This is a genomic window from Cyanobacterium sp. IPPAS B-1200 (assembly GCF_001747005.2).
In the GTDB taxonomy this organism is placed as follows: domain Bacteria; phylum Cyanobacteriota; class Cyanobacteriia; order Cyanobacteriales; family Cyanobacteriaceae; genus Cyanobacterium.
This window is the reverse complement of the sequence record NZ_CP182908.1, coordinates 42,884-59,327: the sequence shown is the minus strand read 5'-3', so window position 1 is coordinate 59,327 and position 16,444 is coordinate 42,884. Positions and strand designations below refer to the sequence as shown.

Below are 16,444 nucleotides of genomic sequence, written 5' to 3'. Positions count from 1 at the left end.
CAGAATTACCTATGCCTTGGTTTACCATAACCCCTCTTGATGTTTTATTATTTCGTGATGCCAAACCCTTTACCCCTGGTGAAAGAGCATGGGCTGGAAGCGTTTTTCCTCCTAGTCATCATACAATCGCTGGTGCTATTAGAGGCTTATTACAAAAAGACTATTTACTAAACTTAAAAGGAGTATTTTTAGCCCATTCCCATAAAGAGGATACTACTCTTTATCTACCAAGCCCTTTAAACTACGTCGGCTCAAAAATGTTACATCCTTTAATCTGGAAAGAAGATCATCCTTTAAATCATATTCATTGGGATAGAACCAGACCTTGTCCATTAACCGCTATCAAAACTCTCAAAGATACTGAGGAGCAAAAAGAACAAAAAGAAGAGAAAAAAAGGCGATATTTACCCAGCAATGTTGTTGAAAATTGGCTAAAAACGGGGAAAATCAAAGAAGAAGACTGGCAACCACAAATTAAAGGTGAAGAACAACCATGGACAATAGAAACTCGCCCCCATAACAGCATAGAAACTGGTACTAAAAATGTCAAAGATAGCGATGGTTATTTTGTAGAAAACTGCATCAGAATGTTTCCTGATTGGTCATTAGCTGTGCATATAGAAATAAATAATCACAGTCAAAAAGACTTAAATTCTTTGGTAAAGATACCAGAAAAAGGAGTTATTATAAAATTAGGGGGAGAAGGACATCATGCTCTTTTAAAATCATGCCCTGAATTAGATAAACAATGGGATAATTTAGTAATAATATCTCACAATAACTATCAACAAAAAAGAAGATGTTTAGGCTATTTAGCAACCCCTGCTATCTTTGAAAGAAACCAAAATAAAACTGCAAAATGTCGTCCCTATCCATGGGAATGGAAATTGGCATATACCGCCAACAAAAATCAAAGAGAAGGTAAATTAGTGAGTGTAGCCACCGAGAAACCTTTAATAATTAGTAATCGTTTTCAGAGTAATAACAACAGTATTCCAGCACCTCAAGTCTTCGCCTCTCCCGCTGGTACAGTCTTCTATCTCAATGAACCAGAAATGCTATTTCAAGATACAGAAAATGCTCCAGATAAAGTTAAAAAATGGAGAAATTTAGGCTACGGAGAATTACTGTGGATACCTTACGAAGAAGATTGATTATGTTCATTGAAATATCAAAAAATAATCAGCAATTAAAGTTTTTTAATTCCAGTTAAATTATCAAGCATCTCAATATCAAACTACTCCATACACTCAACGACAAACTTAATCAGTAACTGTTAAAAATGAATCAAACTTACCTTTATTTATTCGCTCCATTACACACAGGTGGTACAACCCAAGAAGGAAACTTAGTCGGAATCGCGAGAGAATCCCATACCAATTTACCCTATATTCCCTCCAGTACAATTCGGGGTAAATTAAGAGCTAGTGTTAAAAATCAAGACACAAAATTTCAACTATTTGGTAACGAATTAGGAGATACTAATGCCCAATTAGAACAAGGTGATGTTTGGATTGGAGATGCTTCCATTTTATTCCTTCCCGTGCCTTCTCTAAGTCATGGCATTGTCTGGGTTACTTCCCCCCTATTACTCTATCGCTGGGCAAGGTATCAAGAAAATTCCCCTCAAATACCTGAGCCTTATAGTTGCAGTTTTGTCGGAGGAAATCAAAATATTTCTGTATATTTAAAAGATGCAATTTTTAAATATACTAATAATCAAGAAACCACCGATTTAACGGTATGGCAAAACTGGCAAGAATTTATTCCTCAAAATGCTGTTACTAAACCAATCAATAAATTATTAGTATTACCAGATCAACATTGTGCCACATTAATAGAAATGAGTTTATGGCGACAAGTAAAGATTAAATTAGATGAACATAAAAGCGTTGATGGTGGTTTTCGTTATGAAGATGCAATTCCTCCCGATACATTGATGTACTATACCAATGGTTTAACCAGTAAAGCTAATGGTAATGGTCAACAATCTTTACAAGAATTAAATAGTTTAATTAGCAATAATAATATTATTCAATTTGGAGGACAAGAAAGTTTAGGAAGAGGTTTTTGTCAGCAATGGAATTAAGTATTATGAATAACCACAAATATACAATGCTAATTTAATGGTCAAAAATTATCAGATTTTTTGATTAGGTTAACAATAGAACATCAAGAAAAATTGCCAATACCTGACACTTTTTCAGCCTTGTCTTTCGCTTCATTTATCAACAATACAATTCACAATATTAAGGAGTAAATTATGGTAAATTTTGACCCTAGAACTATTAGTAGTCCTGTTTATACAACGTTAAAACAATTAAGAAAAACTACCAGAGACAATAATAAATTAAAAGAACAAAAAAATCAGGCGATCGCACTTTATACATATTTGGCAACATGGGGATTGATGCGACTAAAAGCAGAAGAACAAGCTCTCAGTCAAGAAGGAAAAATAGATGTGGTCAAAAAATATTTTGAGTGCTTAGAAAATATATCATCTCAAGAAAATTTATCGGGGAATAACGGCTTAGAAACCATCAAAGATTTATCCGCAGATAATTACCTAGGTTTAACAGGATTAGGTTTACAAGTCGCCCAAGAATTCGCCTTTTGGGCTAATGCTATCTACAAAGGTATCGATGAAAATGCTTAATAGCAACCATGTTTAATAACAACTAATCTTGACCCATAAAACAATGACTAATAGTCCTAATCGTCCCAATCGTCCTACTCGTCCAAATCCCCCACAAAATGCAGCTTTTAGTCGCCCCCAACCTCGTCAAAATTCTTCCCAAAATAATGATAATAGAGTAAATAATCAAGGTAGGAATAACTCACCGAATAATAACAATAATCCCAATAATAATCCCATGCCTAATCCTTGGCTACTTGAAGAAAGCCCGTCTATTGATAACTCCGCAGGTTTTACCGAATATCTACGGTGGATGAGAGAAGCTGATAGTCAATATAAAGATGGCACGAAAGTCGAAATACTTCAAAAAATCCAAGACAACAGCAAAAACTATAACAGCCGTCTTGCTACCCTCAACCAACGCACCAAATTAATGGCAGAGGAATCTTTTGAAGCTCAATCAACATGGCGGATTCGGGTAGGAGGACATCGAGGGGTAGAAAATATCCTCTTACCTGCCTTTGATGCCTTGGGGATGCCATATATTCCCTCTAGTAGTTTGCGAGGCGTTGCCCGTAACTATGCTATTCGGGAAATAATGGAAAATCAGGGTTTGAAATGGAAGGATGCAGAAAAACAAATTGCCCCCTATTTTGGTTCCATTGATACTGATAACAAAGCTAATCAAGCAGGAAAAGTGGTCTTTTTTGATGCCTACCCCACAAAAGGTTGCTTAGAAATGGACATGGCAAATAATATTTGGAGTTGGAAAGATGATAACCTCAATTATTCCCCAAATCCCAATCCTTTTTTATCCCTGAAAGATGCCACTTTTGTTATCGGTTTAAGACTTGCGAGTAACTGTCAAGATAAAAGTATTTTAGAAAAAGTTAAAAACTGGTTAGTTAAAGGTTTATCAGAAGGGATTGGATCGCAAATAAATAGTGGTTATGGACAACTAAAAGCTAGTGTTAATAACATAAATGTAGAAGGATTAAAACCAGAATTTTTAAGAGTAGAATTGGGATGGGAAGGACAACTAATTCACGGTAGTCAAGCCTTTACCAGATGGACACAGAATAATCGTGGTGATTGGCAAATGAGGGGAAAACCTATTGCTGAAGTGCGTAGTACCGCTTTTAAATCCATGCTCAGATATTGGTTTAGAGCCTTTGCATTAGGAGTTTTATCAGCTAAAGACGTACAAGAATGGGAAGGTAAATTATTTGGTAGCATTAGTCCTAATCAATATCATGGTTACATTCAATGTAACGTTTTAGAAGGTAAATTAGTTGAACCAGAAGCCAAAAATAGGGATGATTATCCAGGAGAACAATCAGGTATTTTAACCTTAACTTATTCCTCTGAAACTGCTGTTAATCAACAGGAAACTATCAAAAAATTAATGAAGAATTTAACGTGGATGATGCTTAATTTAGGAGGGATTGGGCAAGGAGCGAGAAGACCACAACATAAAAGAAATAATAACCCTTGGCGACGAGGCTCGACTTTTTTTATTGATAGCAAAGATACATTTTGGAAAACCGGAGATACAGCTAGGGAATTTCATGGTAAATTTAGAGAGAAATTAACTACTTTTTATTCAGCTTTAAATAGTTTAAGTAATAAACAAATTAACCATCAACGCCCTCGGAATAATGGACAAGTAACAAGCAGAGATTGGCAGGAAGCTATTGATATTAATTGTAAAATTATCGTTTGCTCAGGAAAAGAAAAATTCAACAAACCCTATGCCCTAGCTACATTGCATTCTGAACCATTGAAGAGAAACCGTGATTATGATGGTGACTTATGCGGAAAAGTGCGAGGAGGTGCAAAAGCATCCCCTGTATGGGTAACAGATGGTGGAGATTATCAAGTAGTAACAGTATTCGGGGCTACCCAAAACCCACGGCAACAGTTTTTACAAGTCTTAGAAAATAACGCTACTCAATATCATCAAATTTTTCCTTTTAATTAATATGACCAAAACTATTTTAATTGCTACTATCGGTACCCGTGATTTAGCTTTATATTGCAAAGATTACAATCAACAATGGTTAAATGTAGGTAATGCTTTTCAGTCTAATCTTGAGGAGGAAGAAAGCCAAGCTGTTAGGGTTCAATATCAATTAGAAAAACAAGGTAGTTTTCGAGAAGTAACGCAATATTTAGCAGAAAATTGGGAAGATTACCAAGATAAAGTTAGTCCTATTATTATTGGTAAATTAATTGATGATTATCAAGATAAAATTAAAACAGTTTATTTAGTTGTTACTAATCAAGAAAGTTTTGCTATACCTAAATACTGTGAAAAAGATACTCTTTACTCTGGAGAAGTAATTAAGAAGTATTTAGAAAAAAATTATAATTTTGAAGTTAAGATATTTTATCAGGGACAAAAAGATGAAAACCCAGCTGACTTTGAGCAAATGTTTCGATGGTGGCAAAGTTTTTGGAATGTAATTGATCCAAATAATAAACAAAATAAAGAATTATTCCTCTGTTTAAAAGGGGGAGTTAATCAATCTTCCGAGGCGGCAAGAATTACAGCTATTACTAGATTTGAAGAAAAAGTTACTTTTTTTGATTTTGAAGAAAATATACAAGATAATTTAGAAGGTAAACCATCTCCCTATACTGCTCCATTTAAAGGTGTTAATTATCTTTGGAGTCGTAAACAAGCTGAGGCTCTAAGTTTATTAGAAAGATATGATTATCAAGGAGTAAATTTTGTCTTAAAGCCTTATTTGCAAGATATTGATAATGAGTATATTCGTAAACTTAGACCATACCTTCAGAAAGCGATTAAGTGGAATATTACTGATTTTGATACTTTTATTAAGGGTTCACAACAAATACCTAGTAATAATTGGTGGTGGAAAGGATACGAATCTGCCTATTTAGGTTTTGTGCGGTTTAAGCAAGGTAATAACATTGAGGCTTTTTTTCATGGCTTCCGTGCAGTTGAAGGTTTGATGAGTGAGTTAATTAAGCAAAAATATTATGATTGTGTTGTTAGTGAAAGAGATGACACGCCCTATTTAAAATCTAGTATCTGTGGTGATGTTCGTTTTCCTGAATTTAGAAATCAACGGGTTTTATTTGAACAAAATAATCAACTTGGTCTTTATGGTGATAAGTTATATTCTTTGGTTAAAATTGCTTTACCTGAAATTGTTAATGATCATAAATGGCAAGACTTTGACTATCTTAAACAATGGCGTAATCGTATTTATCATCGCTTAATTCATTTAACAGAAGATGACTTATTTAAATATTGGCAAGTAGAAAAAGAACAAGAATGGAAAAATAAAATTTTATACTATTTGAATTCTCTTTCCGGTCAAAGTTATTCTAGCTTAGAAAAAGCTAGTTTTATGGCAAATTATCATAAGCAAATTAAAGAATTAATTACGCAATATACCCCATAAAGTAATTTAAACTATTGGCATTTTTTGGTAACGTTGATAAAGTTGTAATGCCCCTTGCTCATGTCTTTTTCTTAAATGCTGAGGATGAACAACTTCAACACTACTACTATATTTTTGTAGCCAATATAAAAATTCATTAAGAGAGCGAGGGGGAAGAGATATAAAATAATCCACGAATGAAATCTGACCATTATATTGATTTTTAGTAACTTTTATTCTTTGTTTTGGGTGTCTTAAATCTCCTTCAATGATTAAATCTGCAATGGGGGGATAAAATCTTACTTTAATCTTTTCTAACAGTAATTCTCCTTTAAGCTCTAATTCTTGTTCTTCTAAATTACCTAAGTTTAAGCCCCAGCCATTGATTAGTAGTTGCTCCGCTTTTTTTAATGATTCTTTTTGAGCTAAAATATTTCTTCCTGCGGTAGATAAAATGTGGAAATAGTCACTGAAACGATTTAATCGACCGATAATTATTTGACCATTCGCACAATTTTCATAAATTAAATACCAAGCAATATTATAATAAATTAGCTGTAAAGGGATAATTATTTCTATGCCTATATGACCCTGATTATAGTAATCTTTTGGACGACTTACTTCTATTGCTTGTCCTTTTATTATAGCTTTTTCCAAACTAGAGATATGATGATATAAAGTGTTTTGATTATTTCCTTTTAAGAACATTTCTTCAGGATCTGTATAATTTATAGCACGATTCAAATTTCTTCTAATAGGATAGAAAAAATCAGTTTTATGATCTAGTTGTAATCCTTTAATTCTTTTTCTTAGTTGTCGATATATTTTTCTTGCTATGGCATCTCCTTGATAGTTTGCCATGGATTCTAAAGCATCAAAAGCTACTTTAAACTCTGCCTTTGTCATTACTCCTGTACCTAAATAATATCCCCAACGGTACATTCTCCTCTCCAAAATACCGTATTTTTTGAGGGTTTCTAAGTCTTTTCGGAGAGTGGAAATAGCAGGTTTATCTAGTTGAACGTCATATTCAGAAGCAGTATTATTGATTTCTTGTTGTAATTGCGAAAGAGAATTAGTTGGCTCTTCATCGTTTTCTTGGGTCAAGTTAGGATGATTCACAATGGTTGCGATCAATAACATCAATCTTTGAAACGATTTTTGGTCACTATAACGATGTAACTGAGGTGTTTTTGCCATTTTTCTAAAAAATAATATTTATCATTTTAGTTTAATTTCTTTTGCAGTTTGTTTTATAAAGGTTTTAGCTATTGATAGTGAAATAATCAATATTATTAAATATTAATTTTTTAGAGGTAACTAAGTCACTATGGTAGAAGAAAAGTAATTTTCCTAGAAATATCGCAATCTCACATAAGTCAAAATTATCTGGGGTTTTTTAACCATAATTAAGTAACTAAAAAACAAATGAATCATAGACTCAAAGGAAGTTTAATCAAAAATATTGCATCCGCTTTTATCAATGGTCTAATAGCTCTAACTTTACTTTTAATCGCCCCTTTAGGATTAGCTAGTGTTATTACTAACACCATCGCCATTAGTGTTTCTACTTTTGCAGTGACCATGGGTTTTGATTTTGTTGCTCTGTGGTTAGAACAATCCCAAGAACCACGATATTTTGATAGACCATTGGATCAAGAATCCTACAATCCTATTGTCAAAAAACGTTTAGATGATTTAAAGCGTAGAGATAAAGAATAATGCAATATTAATTTTTACTCCCTAAATTTTAAATAGGATTAATTTTCATAATTAGAATTCAAGATTTAATGAAAACAGTATATATTTCACAACAAGGATGCTATTTATGTTTAGAAAAAGAAAAAATTCGAGTTACAAAAAATAAACAAATCATCAATGAAATTCAATTACCATTAGTTGAGCAAATTTTGATATTTGGTAAGTCTCAGCTAACAACTCAATTGATTAGGAAATGTTTGTGGCAAAATATACCAATTCTTTATCTTTCGAGAATGGGTTATTGTTATGGAAGAATCATTGCCATAGAAAGGGGTTATCGACAATTATCCCGTTATCAACAACAAGTTGAGTTTCACGATAAGTTGATAATTGCTAAAACTATTGTTTCTGCAAAAATCCATAACTCCAAAATAATTTTGCAAAGACAACAGCGAAGAAAACATAATATTGAATTACAGCAAACCATTGATAGCTTAACTTATCTTGAGGAACAAGCCCTAAAGGTCGATAGCATGGATAAACTTTTTGGGTATGAAGGTGCAGGAGCGGCTAGTTATTTCTCAGCTTTTGGACAATGTTTAAGTAATTCTGATTTTATTTTTTATTCTCGTTCTCGTCGTCCTCCAGGTAATGAAGTTAATGCTTTACTTAGCTTTGGTTATCAGGTGCTATGGAATCATATCTTATCTTTGATTGAGTTGCAGGGCTTAGATCCTTACTATAGTTGTTTACATCAAAATAGTGAACGTCATGCTTCTCTGGCTTCTGACTTGGTGGAGGAATTTAGGGCTGGAATCGTTGATTCTTTAGTTCTTTATTTGATTAACAAAAATATTATTAATGCTCAAGAAGATTTTATGTTTCGTAATGGTGGTTGCTACCTAAATGATAAGGGTCGAAAAAAATATTTACAGGTTTTTATTACTAGGATGGAGGAAATGGTTACTAATGATTTTGGAGAAAAAGAACCAAGATGGGACTTACTCATGCAACAGGTAAGAAAGATTAAACATTTTTTTTACAATCCTGTTATCGGTTATCAACCTTATTTGTTTAGATAAAAATAATGTTGTTTTACCTTGTTTGCTATGATATTACTGATAATAAAAGACGAACTAAAGTTGCAAACATTCTCGAAGGTTATGGCTCAAGGGTTCAATATAGTGTTTTTGAGTGTGTTCTGAACAGCCACCAATATAAAGAATTACGGCAAAAACTTCGGAAGATTTTTAGAGAAAAGGAGGATAGTTTAAGGTTTTATTGTATTTCTCGTCATACTTTTAAGCATATTGAGGTATGGGGAGTTAACTCAGATATTACTAAACCTTTCTCTTCTCTGATTATCTAGCGAGGGATAATCAAAATGCCCTCAAACGACCATTTCTCGTATTATCCCTCGGTGTATTACTACATAAGCGTTTCAAGAGTTTTTAATGAGCAAAAATAGTGATTATAGGGTATAATTTTGCTAACGTTCGCAAACCGCATCTGAAGCTATTGCTCCATAACGGTTCTAAAAACGGCTCTCTCCCTTAATGGGGGAAACTACTTGAATGGAAACCAAAATGGACAGAGCTATGGGGAAAAAAATATGAACTGGTTAAACTCTCCCTTAATGGGGGAAACTACTTGAATGGAAACAAAAGGTATAGATACTATTAATACTTTTAGCTCATCATCAGTATCCTCTCCCTTAATGGGGGAAACTACTTGAATGGAAACCTAGCATTCCAGGAAACCTTATGTATAGTAGAGAAGAAATCTTCTCTCCCTTAATGGGGGAAACTACTTGAATGGAAACTCTACTTCCGAGAGGGTTAATATGAAAACCTATAAGATACCTATTCTCTCCCTTAATGGGGGAAACTACTTGAATGGAAACTGTATGTAAAAGTACTTCATACTCTTCATCATGCTTATTTTTTCTCTCCCTTAATGGGGGAAACTACTTGAATGGAAACTAATACAGGAAAGCCCATATCTTCGTTTAAACGCTGTTTGACTCTCCCTTAATGGGGGAAACTACTTGAATGGAAACCTAGTAAGGGGTGACCAACTCAACAAATATTGACAATAAAATGGCTCTCCCTTAATGGGGGAAACTACTTGAATGGAAACAAATTACCACGGCGATCTCTCATGGCAGCCCTCAATTTTACCTCACGTTTAGCTCTCCCTTAATGGGGGAAACTACTTGAATGGAAACTTTTACTTATAAAACGAGGATTTTTTTTCTTATGTACATACTCTCCCTTAATGGGGGAAACTACTTGAATGGAAACCCCTATGAATTGTTCGAGATCATGTTCCCTGTAGACTCTCCCTTAATGGGGGAAACTACTTGAATGGAAACATGCTGGAAAAACAATCAACGGCACTAGCATAAAACTCTCCCTTAATGGGGGAAACTACTTGAATGGAAACGTCACGGCTTCTGGTCAACCAACGATTCAGTCCATTGATACTCTCTCCCTTAATGGGGGAAACTACTTGAATGGAAACCGATTATGAGCGATGACGGCTCTCCTGTCACCCATACTATAGTGGCTCTCCCTTAATGGGGGAAACTACTTGAATGGAAACCACAAATCATCTCCCTTGATGTAATTCCCCCCTTCAGCTCTCCCTTAATGGGGGAAACTACTTGAATGGAAACTTGACTTAAGAGGTATATTGAACTCTTCTTTTACTTTTCTGGTTGCTCTCCCTTAATGGGGGAAACTACTTGAATGGAAACGTACTTCATCTTGATGTCCAGAAAAGTACATCTTCTGACTCTCCCTTAATGGGGGAAACTACTTGAATGGAAACAACTCTGGTATAGTTTGTAAAAGAGAGTTTTTTTGATGTCTCTCCCTTAATGGGGGAAACTACTTGAATGGAAACCCTATAACGCAAGTATCTGTAAAGTCAAAAATTGACATTAACTCTCCCTTAATGGGGGAAACTACTTGAATGGAAACGTAAACTTTTTACAGTTTCTTAGTTCTTTGTATGCTCTAAAAGTGTCTCTCCTTTAGTAGGGGAAACTACTTGAATGGAAACCCAAAGCCTTGACATCGTCAGCTAGGGCTCCCATGTTGGCTTCTCTCCTTTAGTAGGGGAAACTACTTGAATGGAAACTAGAATGTCAGTGATTAACTGAGACTTGTTTTTAGTCTTCCATTCTCTCCTTTAGTAGGGGAAACTACTTGAATGGAAACCACCCCGTAAAAACAGGCACCCTTAATGATTTTCCGCTCTCCTTTAGTAGGGGAAACTACTTGAATGGAAACAACACGGTTTTAAGTCCAAAACTAGCTAGAATTTCTTGATATTCTTTAGCTCTCCTTTAGTAGGGGAAACTACTTGAATGGAAACTTAGATTAGGTTATTTAACACCTTTTATTTCTAACCATAACTCTCCTTTAGTAGGGGAAACTACTTGAATGGAAACTAGAGTTAATTCTAGCTACTATTTTTCTTCTATCATCTTTCTCTCCTTTAATGGGGGAAACTACTTGAATGGAAACACTGGACAAAATAGACGAGCGTAAAAAGCGATGACGAGTTCTAAAGCTCCTTGCGTGCGGATCACTGACCTGCTTTGCGCCCTTTGTTAGAAGTTTTGACTTGTCGAATCACACTATCCCATCATTGGAGATTAGATTTTGTTGCTGTACTCATGAGGTAATTTTATGAAAGAGAATGTTTTGTACCTAGAAAGAAAAGGAGATAACTTGTGGGTTGTTCCTTTTCACGATTTTATTGCAGAAAAAAGAGAGGAAACGGGGAGTGCTAATTATCGAGATTGGTTTCCTAAGGAATGGGATTGGATGACTATTTTTTATGAGGCATTAGAGTATGATTTTTGCGACGGGTATTCTTTAGTTGATACTGAACAGGAGCTGGGTTTTGCCGTTAGCACTTTAATAATTAGAGACTTAACTGATTATTCTTTGTGGTACGATGTAGGATACTTATGTCTAAATTTGTTGGAAGAAACTCTAATAAACAAAGAGAGGTATCCTCTGTACCATCTTTAGTAAAAGTTTTGAGGAAAAATATCCTAATTTAACAGATTTTATTTACACCCAAGGCAAAATAAAAATTGGTTATGATGAGGACACTTCTTCGTTTGTTGTTGCCTATGATGAAGGAGGTACAATTTATGAGGGGCAAGATAGCTATAACTCGCTAGATGAAGCCTTTGAAGATTTAGAAGTTGGTATTACTGCTTATTTTGAAGAGTAACTATGTCTATCAATAAAAAAGATTTAATCAAACGGGTTGCTAAAAGATCTGAACTAGAAAATAAAGTAGTAGAACAAGTCATTGAAGCAACATTAGAAGAAATCTATAACTCCCTGAAACAAGGAGAAAGTGTTAGTTTGAGAAACTTTGGCTCTTTCTATATCAATAAAAAAAGTAGTGGCACAGTATTCAAGTTTAATCCCTCCCAACGACTAAGAAAGTTATTTGGCTGGGCATCTACTTACAAAAGTGAAATGTAACACAGGGCGATCGCTCAAACTTATCGAGAATAAATCAATCTTTTTCCACTTTTCTTGTTGATTCTCGTCCTAACCTGCTTCGTACTGATTAATCCCTTGAGATAAATGTTAATCATGGAGATAGGGCGATTAACTCTTTGGCTTAAGTATATAGCAGTGCAACCCTCTGGATATTCCCTGATTATTTCCACTAGCTGTTGGCTCATGGTCTTACCACCACGGGCTTCTATGAATACTAAATTGTACATTTCCTCACACTGAAATATTGATAAAATCTTAAAGTATTATAAGGAGTAATCGCAAAAAGCAACAAAGTCTAATGGGTGAATACCAATATTACGAGTTTCAAGCCATAGAGCGAGGTTTAACAAAAGTAGAACAACAGGAAATATCTCGTTTATCCAGTCGAGTTGGGTTAACTTCAAGGAAGGCTATTTTTAGGTATAGTTATGGTGATTTTCCTGCCAATGAAAAACAAATTTTGGCTGAGTATTTTGATGCTCTATTCTACATGGCTAATTGGGGAACTGTTAAATTGATGTTTAAATTTCCCATCTCTTTAGTTGATCCCCAAGAGTTAGCAGAATATATTTACAGTGATGTTATCAGTATTAAGAAAACAAAAAATCACTTAATTCTCAATATTGAAATTAATGATGAAGAAAGATGTGAGTGGATAGAAGAAGATAGTAATTATTTAGATGATTTAATTAACTTAAGAACGCAAATCCTAGAAAGAGATTATCGGGTACTTTACCTAGCTTGGCTAAAAGCCATTGAATTAGATGAGAAAAAATTAATACAAAGTAAAGAACCTCCTCTTCCTCATGGTTTAAAAGAACTCTCAGAGTCTCATAAAATATTTATCGAACTATTTGAAGTTAACAAGTATCTTATTGAAGTTGCTAGTATTAATAGTCCTAAAATAAATCCTATTCAAGATAATATTTTAGAAAAGAATATTACCAAGTTATCAAATTCAGAAAAAGATGATTTTTTACTAAGATTATTGAAAGAAGAAGCAAATCTCAGCTTAAAATTAAAGCAAAAATTGTCAGCATTCAATGAGTCAGTCAATCAGCAATCCTCTCCCGAAAAACGCACTATTAAATGGTTATTAACAGAAGCACAAAAAGCAAAGCAATTAGAACAGGAAAGACAAGCCGAAGAAATAAGACAAAAAAACATTAGGGAATTAAAGGCTTTTGCATCCCGTGAAGATGACGCATGGCAGGAAGTAGACAATCTTATTCAAAAAGGACAGCCTAAACCTTACGATGAAGCTAAAAAACTCTTAATAAAATTGAAAGAATTAGCCATTTATCAAGGGAAAGAAGCAATATTTTCTCAACGATTAGAAGACATTAAAACAAAATACTCCCGCAAAAAAACATTCATCCAGCGCATAAATCATCTTTGAATGTAAACGTTTACACTTATTTGATAGTCATAAAATCACTGCTACCTTCACGGGGATTTAGTCTCAGGTATCTCTCCGTGGTGCTAATATTACTATGACCTAGGGATTGTTGCAATAATCTGAGGTTACAACCAGCTTCTAAAGCATGGGTAGCATGGGAGTGCCTTAACCAATGGCTGGAAAGTTCAGGGTTGATTCCCACCCTCTGAGCCGTCCTTTTTATCATCGTGTGTACCATGGAACGGTGGAGCTTGTTACCATTTTTAGAGACAAATATAAAACTACTACCACCCTTTAACTGCTGTAATTGTTCTACCAACCAATCAGGTACTAACAATATCCTTGTTTTTCCTCCTTTACCAAATACGGTGAGCTTATTTCTCCTTAAATCTCTCCATTGCAAAGCTATTGCTTCTGATACCCTTAATCCGCAGACATAAATAAGTTTTAGCAGTAATTTATCTCTGAGCATCTTCGCTCCATTAATGAGTAACTGAACATCTTCTATCTCCAGAATTTTCTCTGAAATACGGTTTTTTTCTTTCCCTAGTTTGATGAGAGAACCAAAGTTATGCTCTAAGTAACCTATCTTGTAGCCATAGGAGAGTAGGCTTTTAATGTGACGGAGTTTGTTATTAACTGTCACCTCACCATAGGTAAGCTGTAACCTTTGCCTCCACATTACCAAGTCTTCTAACCTAATCTCTTCCAAGTCCTTACCTACAAACTCCATAAACTGCTTAATCGTATGTCTATAAGTGTTCACCGTGGTTTTGCTCTTATCGGAGAGCCATAGGTACATTAGTTCCTCTAAGGAAACAATTTCTGTTATATTATTCATAGTTGCGTTACTCCGCATCCTTATAAAAGGGTTGAGATATTGCCTTTATCTCTCCCTTAACCAATCATATCCTAACCTTGGCTAGTTAATATCTTCACTACCTCAGAAAATAGTCACTACAATGGATGTAATAGTTCCCAGCCCACCTTAACTATGCACAAACTAAAACTGACCACGGTAGGGAGTTGTACAAGTATAGTAATTCCCCAAGAAATGCTCAGTCATCTTAAAGTAGAAAAGGGAGGTAGCTTGTTTGCTATTGAAACCCCTAACGGTTATTTACTAACTCCCTATGACAGTGAAATAGAGAAACAGTTGGAAGCAGGTAGAACGTTTATGAAACAATACCAAGAAACTTTTAAGACTTTGGCTGAGTAAATCTAATTTATCAACCCACTATAATTAAAAGAAAAAGTAACCATGATTGAACTTTATTACTGGTCAACTCCCAATGGTCATAAAATCACTATCTTTTTAGAAGAAGCTGGTCTTGACTATAAAATCATCCCTATCAACATTGCCAAAGGAGAACAGTTTAACCCTGAGTTTTTAAGCATCTCCCCAAATAATCGCATTCCCGCAATTATTGACCATCAACCACTCAATAAAGAAGAGACTATCAGTGTATTTGAATCGGGAGCAATTTTACTTTATCTAGCCCAGAAAGTAGGTAAATTTATCCCTTCGGATATTCGGCAATACACTCAAACTTTGGAGTGGTTATTCTGGCAGGTTGGTGGACTCGGGCCCATGGCAGGGCAAAATCATCATTTTGGTATATACGCCCCAGAAAAGATTCCCTATGCTATCGAGCGTTATGTGAAGGAAACTAATAGATTGTATGGAGTGCTGAACACTCAGCTGAAAGGAAAAGATTACATTGTGGGAGAATATTCCATTGCTGATATGGCTTGTTATCCTTGGATTGTACCCTATGCTAATCAACAACAGGATATAAAGGATTTCCCCCATTTAGAAGCATGGTTTGGCAGGATGGAAGAAAGGGAAGCTGTGATTAAGGCTTACGAAATAGCGGAGCAATTTAAACAACCAACTGTCACTGAAGAAAGTAGAAATATCCTCTTTGGACAAACTGCAAAAAAAGTTTCTGATTAAATGGTTTAATAGCAGATAATAAACATTAAATTTTTATAAATGACTAATGTAATAGCTTTATTCAACCAGTCGGGGGGTGTGGGTAAATCTACCTTAACCATGAATCTAGGTTACGCCCTCGCCAAGAAAAAAAAGAAGGTTTTACTGATAGATTTAGACCCTCAAGCATCCTTGACTACCTTCATGGGCATTGAACCCCACGAACTAGAAACTTCAGTTTATGATGCTCTAGTGGAAACGTTTCGACTAACTATTTTAGAAAAAATATATGGAATGGATTTAGCTCCCACAAACATCAATCTCAGCTTGGCAGAGATGGAATTAGTATCTGCTTTAAATAGAGAACAACGACTAAAACAAGTCCTTTCCCCATTATTCCCTAACTACGATTTTGTCCTTATTGACTGCCCTCCTAGCCTTGGTATTTTATCGATTCTAGCTTTGACTGCGGCGACTCATTTGTTAGTACCCATTGAAACAGAATTTAAAAGTTACTTTGGCACTGGATTACTATTAGATACTGTGGCTCGGATTCGTAAACACGTTAATCCCGAATTAACTTTTGCTGGTTTTGTTCCGATGAAAATGGATAAAAGACGTTCTCAACATATTCGGACTTATGAACAAATGAAAACGGAATTGATTAAACTAGGTACTGTATTTCCTCCTGTTCCAGACTCTACAGTTTTTCCTGATGCCACAGAGGAAAGATTACCTTTAGCGATTTATAGACCACGACATCCTGCGGTTAAGGTCTTTAATGAAATTGCTAAACAACTATTAACACTCAGTAAATAACTTAGT

17 protein-coding genes and 1 CRISPR repeat array are annotated in these 16,444 nt (G+C 34.8%); of the genes, 14 read left to right on the top strand and 3 right to left on the bottom strand.

The window, feature by feature from the left end:
- Positions 1-11: 11 nt before the first annotated feature.
- The 5 genes from A5482_RS16160 (at position 12) to A5482_RS16140 (ending at position 6,069) form a co-directional block, all read left to right on the top strand.
- The gene (locus A5482_RS16160) at positions 12-1,154 is read left to right on the top strand and encodes a type III-B CRISPR module-associated Cmr3 family protein (RefSeq protein WP_069789437.1); all 1,143 of its coding nucleotides are present in this window, start codon (positions 12-14) and stop codon (positions 1,152-1,154) included.
- 128 nt (positions 1,155-1,282) lie between these two features.
- The gene (gene cmr4 / locus A5482_RS16155) at positions 1,283-2,089 is read left to right on the top strand and encodes a type III-B CRISPR module RAMP protein Cmr4 (protein WP_069789438.1); all 807 of its coding nucleotides are present in this window, start codon (positions 1,283-1,285) and stop codon (positions 2,087-2,089) included.
- Positions 2,090-2,263: 174 nt separating this feature from the next.
- Positions 2,264-2,656 (top strand): hypothetical protein, encoded by a 393-nt coding sequence (locus tag A5482_RS16150; protein WP_069789439.1) that lies wholly within the window; start codon positions 2,264-2,266, stop codon positions 2,654-2,656.
- A 43-nt stretch (positions 2,657-2,699) separates the two neighbouring features.
- Positions 2,700-4,616, top strand: a complete 1,917-nt coding sequence (gene cmr6, locus A5482_RS16145; RefSeq protein ID WP_069789440.1) for a type III-B CRISPR module RAMP protein Cmr6 — start codon at positions 2,700-2,702, stop codon at positions 4,614-4,616.
- Between the two features lies 1 nt (position 4,617).
- Positions 4,618-6,069 carry a hypothetical protein gene (locus A5482_RS16140; RefSeq protein WP_069789441.1) on the top strand — a complete coding sequence of 484 codons (1,452 nt, stop codon included), beginning with the start codon at positions 4,618-4,620 and terminating at the stop codon, positions 6,067-6,069.
- Positions 6,070-6,075: 6 nt separating this feature from the next.
- Here A5482_RS16140 and A5482_RS16135 read toward each other — a convergent pair whose 3' ends face one another.
- Positions 6,076-7,248 (bottom strand): helix-turn-helix transcriptional regulator, encoded by a 1,173-nt coding sequence (locus A5482_RS16135; protein WP_069789442.1) that lies wholly within the window; start codon positions 7,246-7,248, stop codon positions 6,076-6,078.
- A gap of 228 nt (positions 7,249-7,476) precedes the next feature.
- On the opposite strand from A5482_RS16135, the gene csx18 reads away from it, so the two are divergent.
- The 5 genes from csx18 (at position 7,477) to A5482_RS16110 (ending at position 12,263) form a co-directional block, all read left to right on the top strand.
- Positions 7,477-7,770, top strand: coding sequence for a CRISPR-associated protein Csx18 (gene csx18 / locus A5482_RS16130; RefSeq protein ID WP_069789443.1), 294 nt, complete (start codon positions 7,477-7,479; stop codon positions 7,768-7,770).
- A 68-nt stretch (positions 7,771-7,838) separates the two neighbouring features.
- Positions 7,839-8,831 carry a CRISPR-associated endonuclease Cas1 gene (gene cas1, locus A5482_RS16125; protein ID WP_069789444.1) on the top strand — a complete coding sequence of 331 codons (993 nt, stop codon included), beginning with the start codon at positions 7,839-7,841 and terminating at the stop codon, positions 8,829-8,831.
- Positions 8,832-8,836: 5 nt separating this feature from the next.
- Positions 8,837-9,118: a CRISPR-associated endonuclease Cas2 gene (cas2, locus tag A5482_RS16120; protein WP_069789445.1), complete on the top strand. Its 282-nt coding sequence runs from the start codon at positions 8,837-8,839 to the stop codon at positions 9,116-9,118.
- A gap of 177 nt (positions 9,119-9,295) precedes the next feature.
- A CRISPR array of direct repeats spans positions 9,296-11,282; the repeat unit is 36 nt; unit sequence CTCTCCCTTAATGGGGGAAACTACTTGAATGGAAAC.
- A 165-nt stretch (positions 11,283-11,447) separates the two neighbouring features.
- Complete coding sequence (locus A5482_RS16115; RefSeq protein ID WP_069789446.1) at positions 11,448-11,795, top strand: hypothetical protein; 348 nt, start codon at positions 11,448-11,450, stop codon at positions 11,793-11,795.
- Between the two features lie 210 nt (positions 11,796-12,005).
- A complete protein-coding gene (locus A5482_RS16110) occupies positions 12,006-12,263 on the top strand; it encodes an HU family DNA-binding protein (protein ID WP_069789447.1) in 258 nt (85 codons plus the stop codon).
- A gap of 20 nt (positions 12,264-12,283) precedes the next feature.
- On the opposite strand, the gene A5482_RS16105 is transcribed toward A5482_RS16110, so the two are convergent.
- Positions 12,284-12,511 carry a hypothetical protein gene (locus A5482_RS16105; protein WP_071891661.1) on the bottom strand — a complete coding sequence of 76 codons (228 nt, stop codon included), beginning with the start codon at positions 12,509-12,511 and terminating at the stop codon, positions 12,284-12,286.
- 71 nt (positions 12,512-12,582) lie between these two features.
- On the opposite strand from A5482_RS16105, the gene A5482_RS16100 reads away from it, so the two are divergent.
- Complete coding sequence (locus tag A5482_RS16100) at positions 12,583-13,683, top strand: hypothetical protein (protein ID WP_069789448.1); 1,101 nt, start codon at positions 12,583-12,585, stop codon at positions 13,681-13,683.
- A 16-nt stretch (positions 13,684-13,699) separates the two neighbouring features.
- Here the strand turns inward: A5482_RS16100 and A5482_RS16095 are convergent, their stop codons facing one another.
- A complete protein-coding gene (locus tag A5482_RS16095; RefSeq protein WP_446684876.1) occupies positions 13,700-14,524 on the bottom strand; it encodes a tyrosine-type recombinase/integrase in 825 nt (274 codons plus the stop codon).
- Between the two features lie 153 nt (positions 14,525-14,677).
- Between A5482_RS16095 and A5482_RS16090 the strand changes: the two genes are divergently transcribed.
- From A5482_RS16090 to A5482_RS16080, 3 genes are read left to right on the top strand one after another with little or no spacing between them, the layout of a single operon-like run.
- Positions 14,678-14,902, top strand: coding sequence for an AbrB/MazE/SpoVT family DNA-binding domain-containing protein (locus tag A5482_RS16090; protein ID WP_069789386.1), 225 nt, complete (start codon positions 14,678-14,680; stop codon positions 14,900-14,902).
- Between the two features lie 42 nt (positions 14,903-14,944).
- A complete protein-coding gene (locus tag A5482_RS16085) occupies positions 14,945-15,640 on the top strand; it encodes a glutathione binding-like protein (protein WP_069789387.1) in 696 nt (231 codons plus the stop codon).
- 39 nt (positions 15,641-15,679) lie between these two features.
- Positions 15,680-16,438: a ParA family protein gene (locus tag A5482_RS16080; protein WP_069789388.1), complete on the top strand. Its 759-nt coding sequence runs from the start codon at positions 15,680-15,682 to the stop codon at positions 16,436-16,438.
- Positions 16,439-16,444 lie beyond the last annotated feature (6 nt).

Coding starts and splice junctions, on each gene's coding strand:
- A5482_RS16090 (WP_069789386.1), top strand. CDS start 14,678: ATGCACAAACTAAAACTGACCACGGTAGGGAGTTGTACAAGTATAGTA.
- cmr4 (WP_069789438.1), top strand. CDS start 1,283: ATGAATCAAACTTACCTTTATTTATTCGCTCCATTACACACAGGTGGT.
- A5482_RS16150 (WP_069789439.1), top strand. CDS start 2,264: ATGGTAAATTTTGACCCTAGAACTATTAGTAGTCCTGTTTATACAACG.
- A5482_RS16140 (WP_069789441.1), top strand. CDS start 4,618: ATGACCAAAACTATTTTAATTGCTACTATCGGTACCCGTGATTTAGCT.
- csx18 (WP_069789443.1), top strand. CDS start 7,477: ATGAATCATAGACTCAAAGGAAGTTTAATCAAAAATATTGCATCCGCT.
- A5482_RS16100 (WP_069789448.1), top strand. CDS start 12,583: ATGGGTGAATACCAATATTACGAGTTTCAAGCCATAGAGCGAGGTTTA.
- A5482_RS16080 (WP_069789388.1), top strand. CDS start 15,680: ATGACTAATGTAATAGCTTTATTCAACCAGTCGGGGGGTGTGGGTAAA.
- A5482_RS16095 (WP_446684876.1), bottom strand. CDS start 14,524: ATGAATAATATAACAGAAATTGTTTCCTTAGAGGAACTAATGTACCTA.
- A5482_RS16105 (WP_071891661.1), bottom strand. CDS start 12,511: ATGTACAATTTAGTATTCATAGAAGCCCGTGGTGGTAAGACCATGAGC.
- cmr6 (WP_069789440.1), top strand. CDS start 2,700: ATGACTAATAGTCCTAATCGTCCCAATCGTCCTACTCGTCCAAATCCC.
- A5482_RS16135 (WP_069789442.1), bottom strand. CDS start 7,248: ATGGCAAAAACACCTCAGTTACATCGTTATAGTGACCAAAAATCGTTT.
- A5482_RS16110 (WP_069789447.1), top strand. CDS start 12,006: ATGTCTATCAATAAAAAAGATTTAATCAAACGGGTTGCTAAAAGATCT.
- A5482_RS16160 (WP_069789437.1), top strand. CDS start 12: ATGCCTTGGTTTACCATAACCCCTCTTGATGTTTTATTATTTCGTGAT.
- cas1 (WP_069789444.1), top strand. CDS start 7,839: ATGAAAACAGTATATATTTCACAACAAGGATGCTATTTATGTTTAGAA.
- A5482_RS16085 (WP_069789387.1), top strand. CDS start 14,945: ATGATTGAACTTTATTACTGGTCAACTCCCAATGGTCATAAAATCACT.
- A5482_RS16115 (WP_069789446.1), top strand. CDS start 11,448: ATGAAAGAGAATGTTTTGTACCTAGAAAGAAAAGGAGATAACTTGTGG.
- cas2 (WP_069789445.1), top strand. CDS start 8,837: ATGTTGTTTTACCTTGTTTGCTATGATATTACTGATAATAAAAGACGA.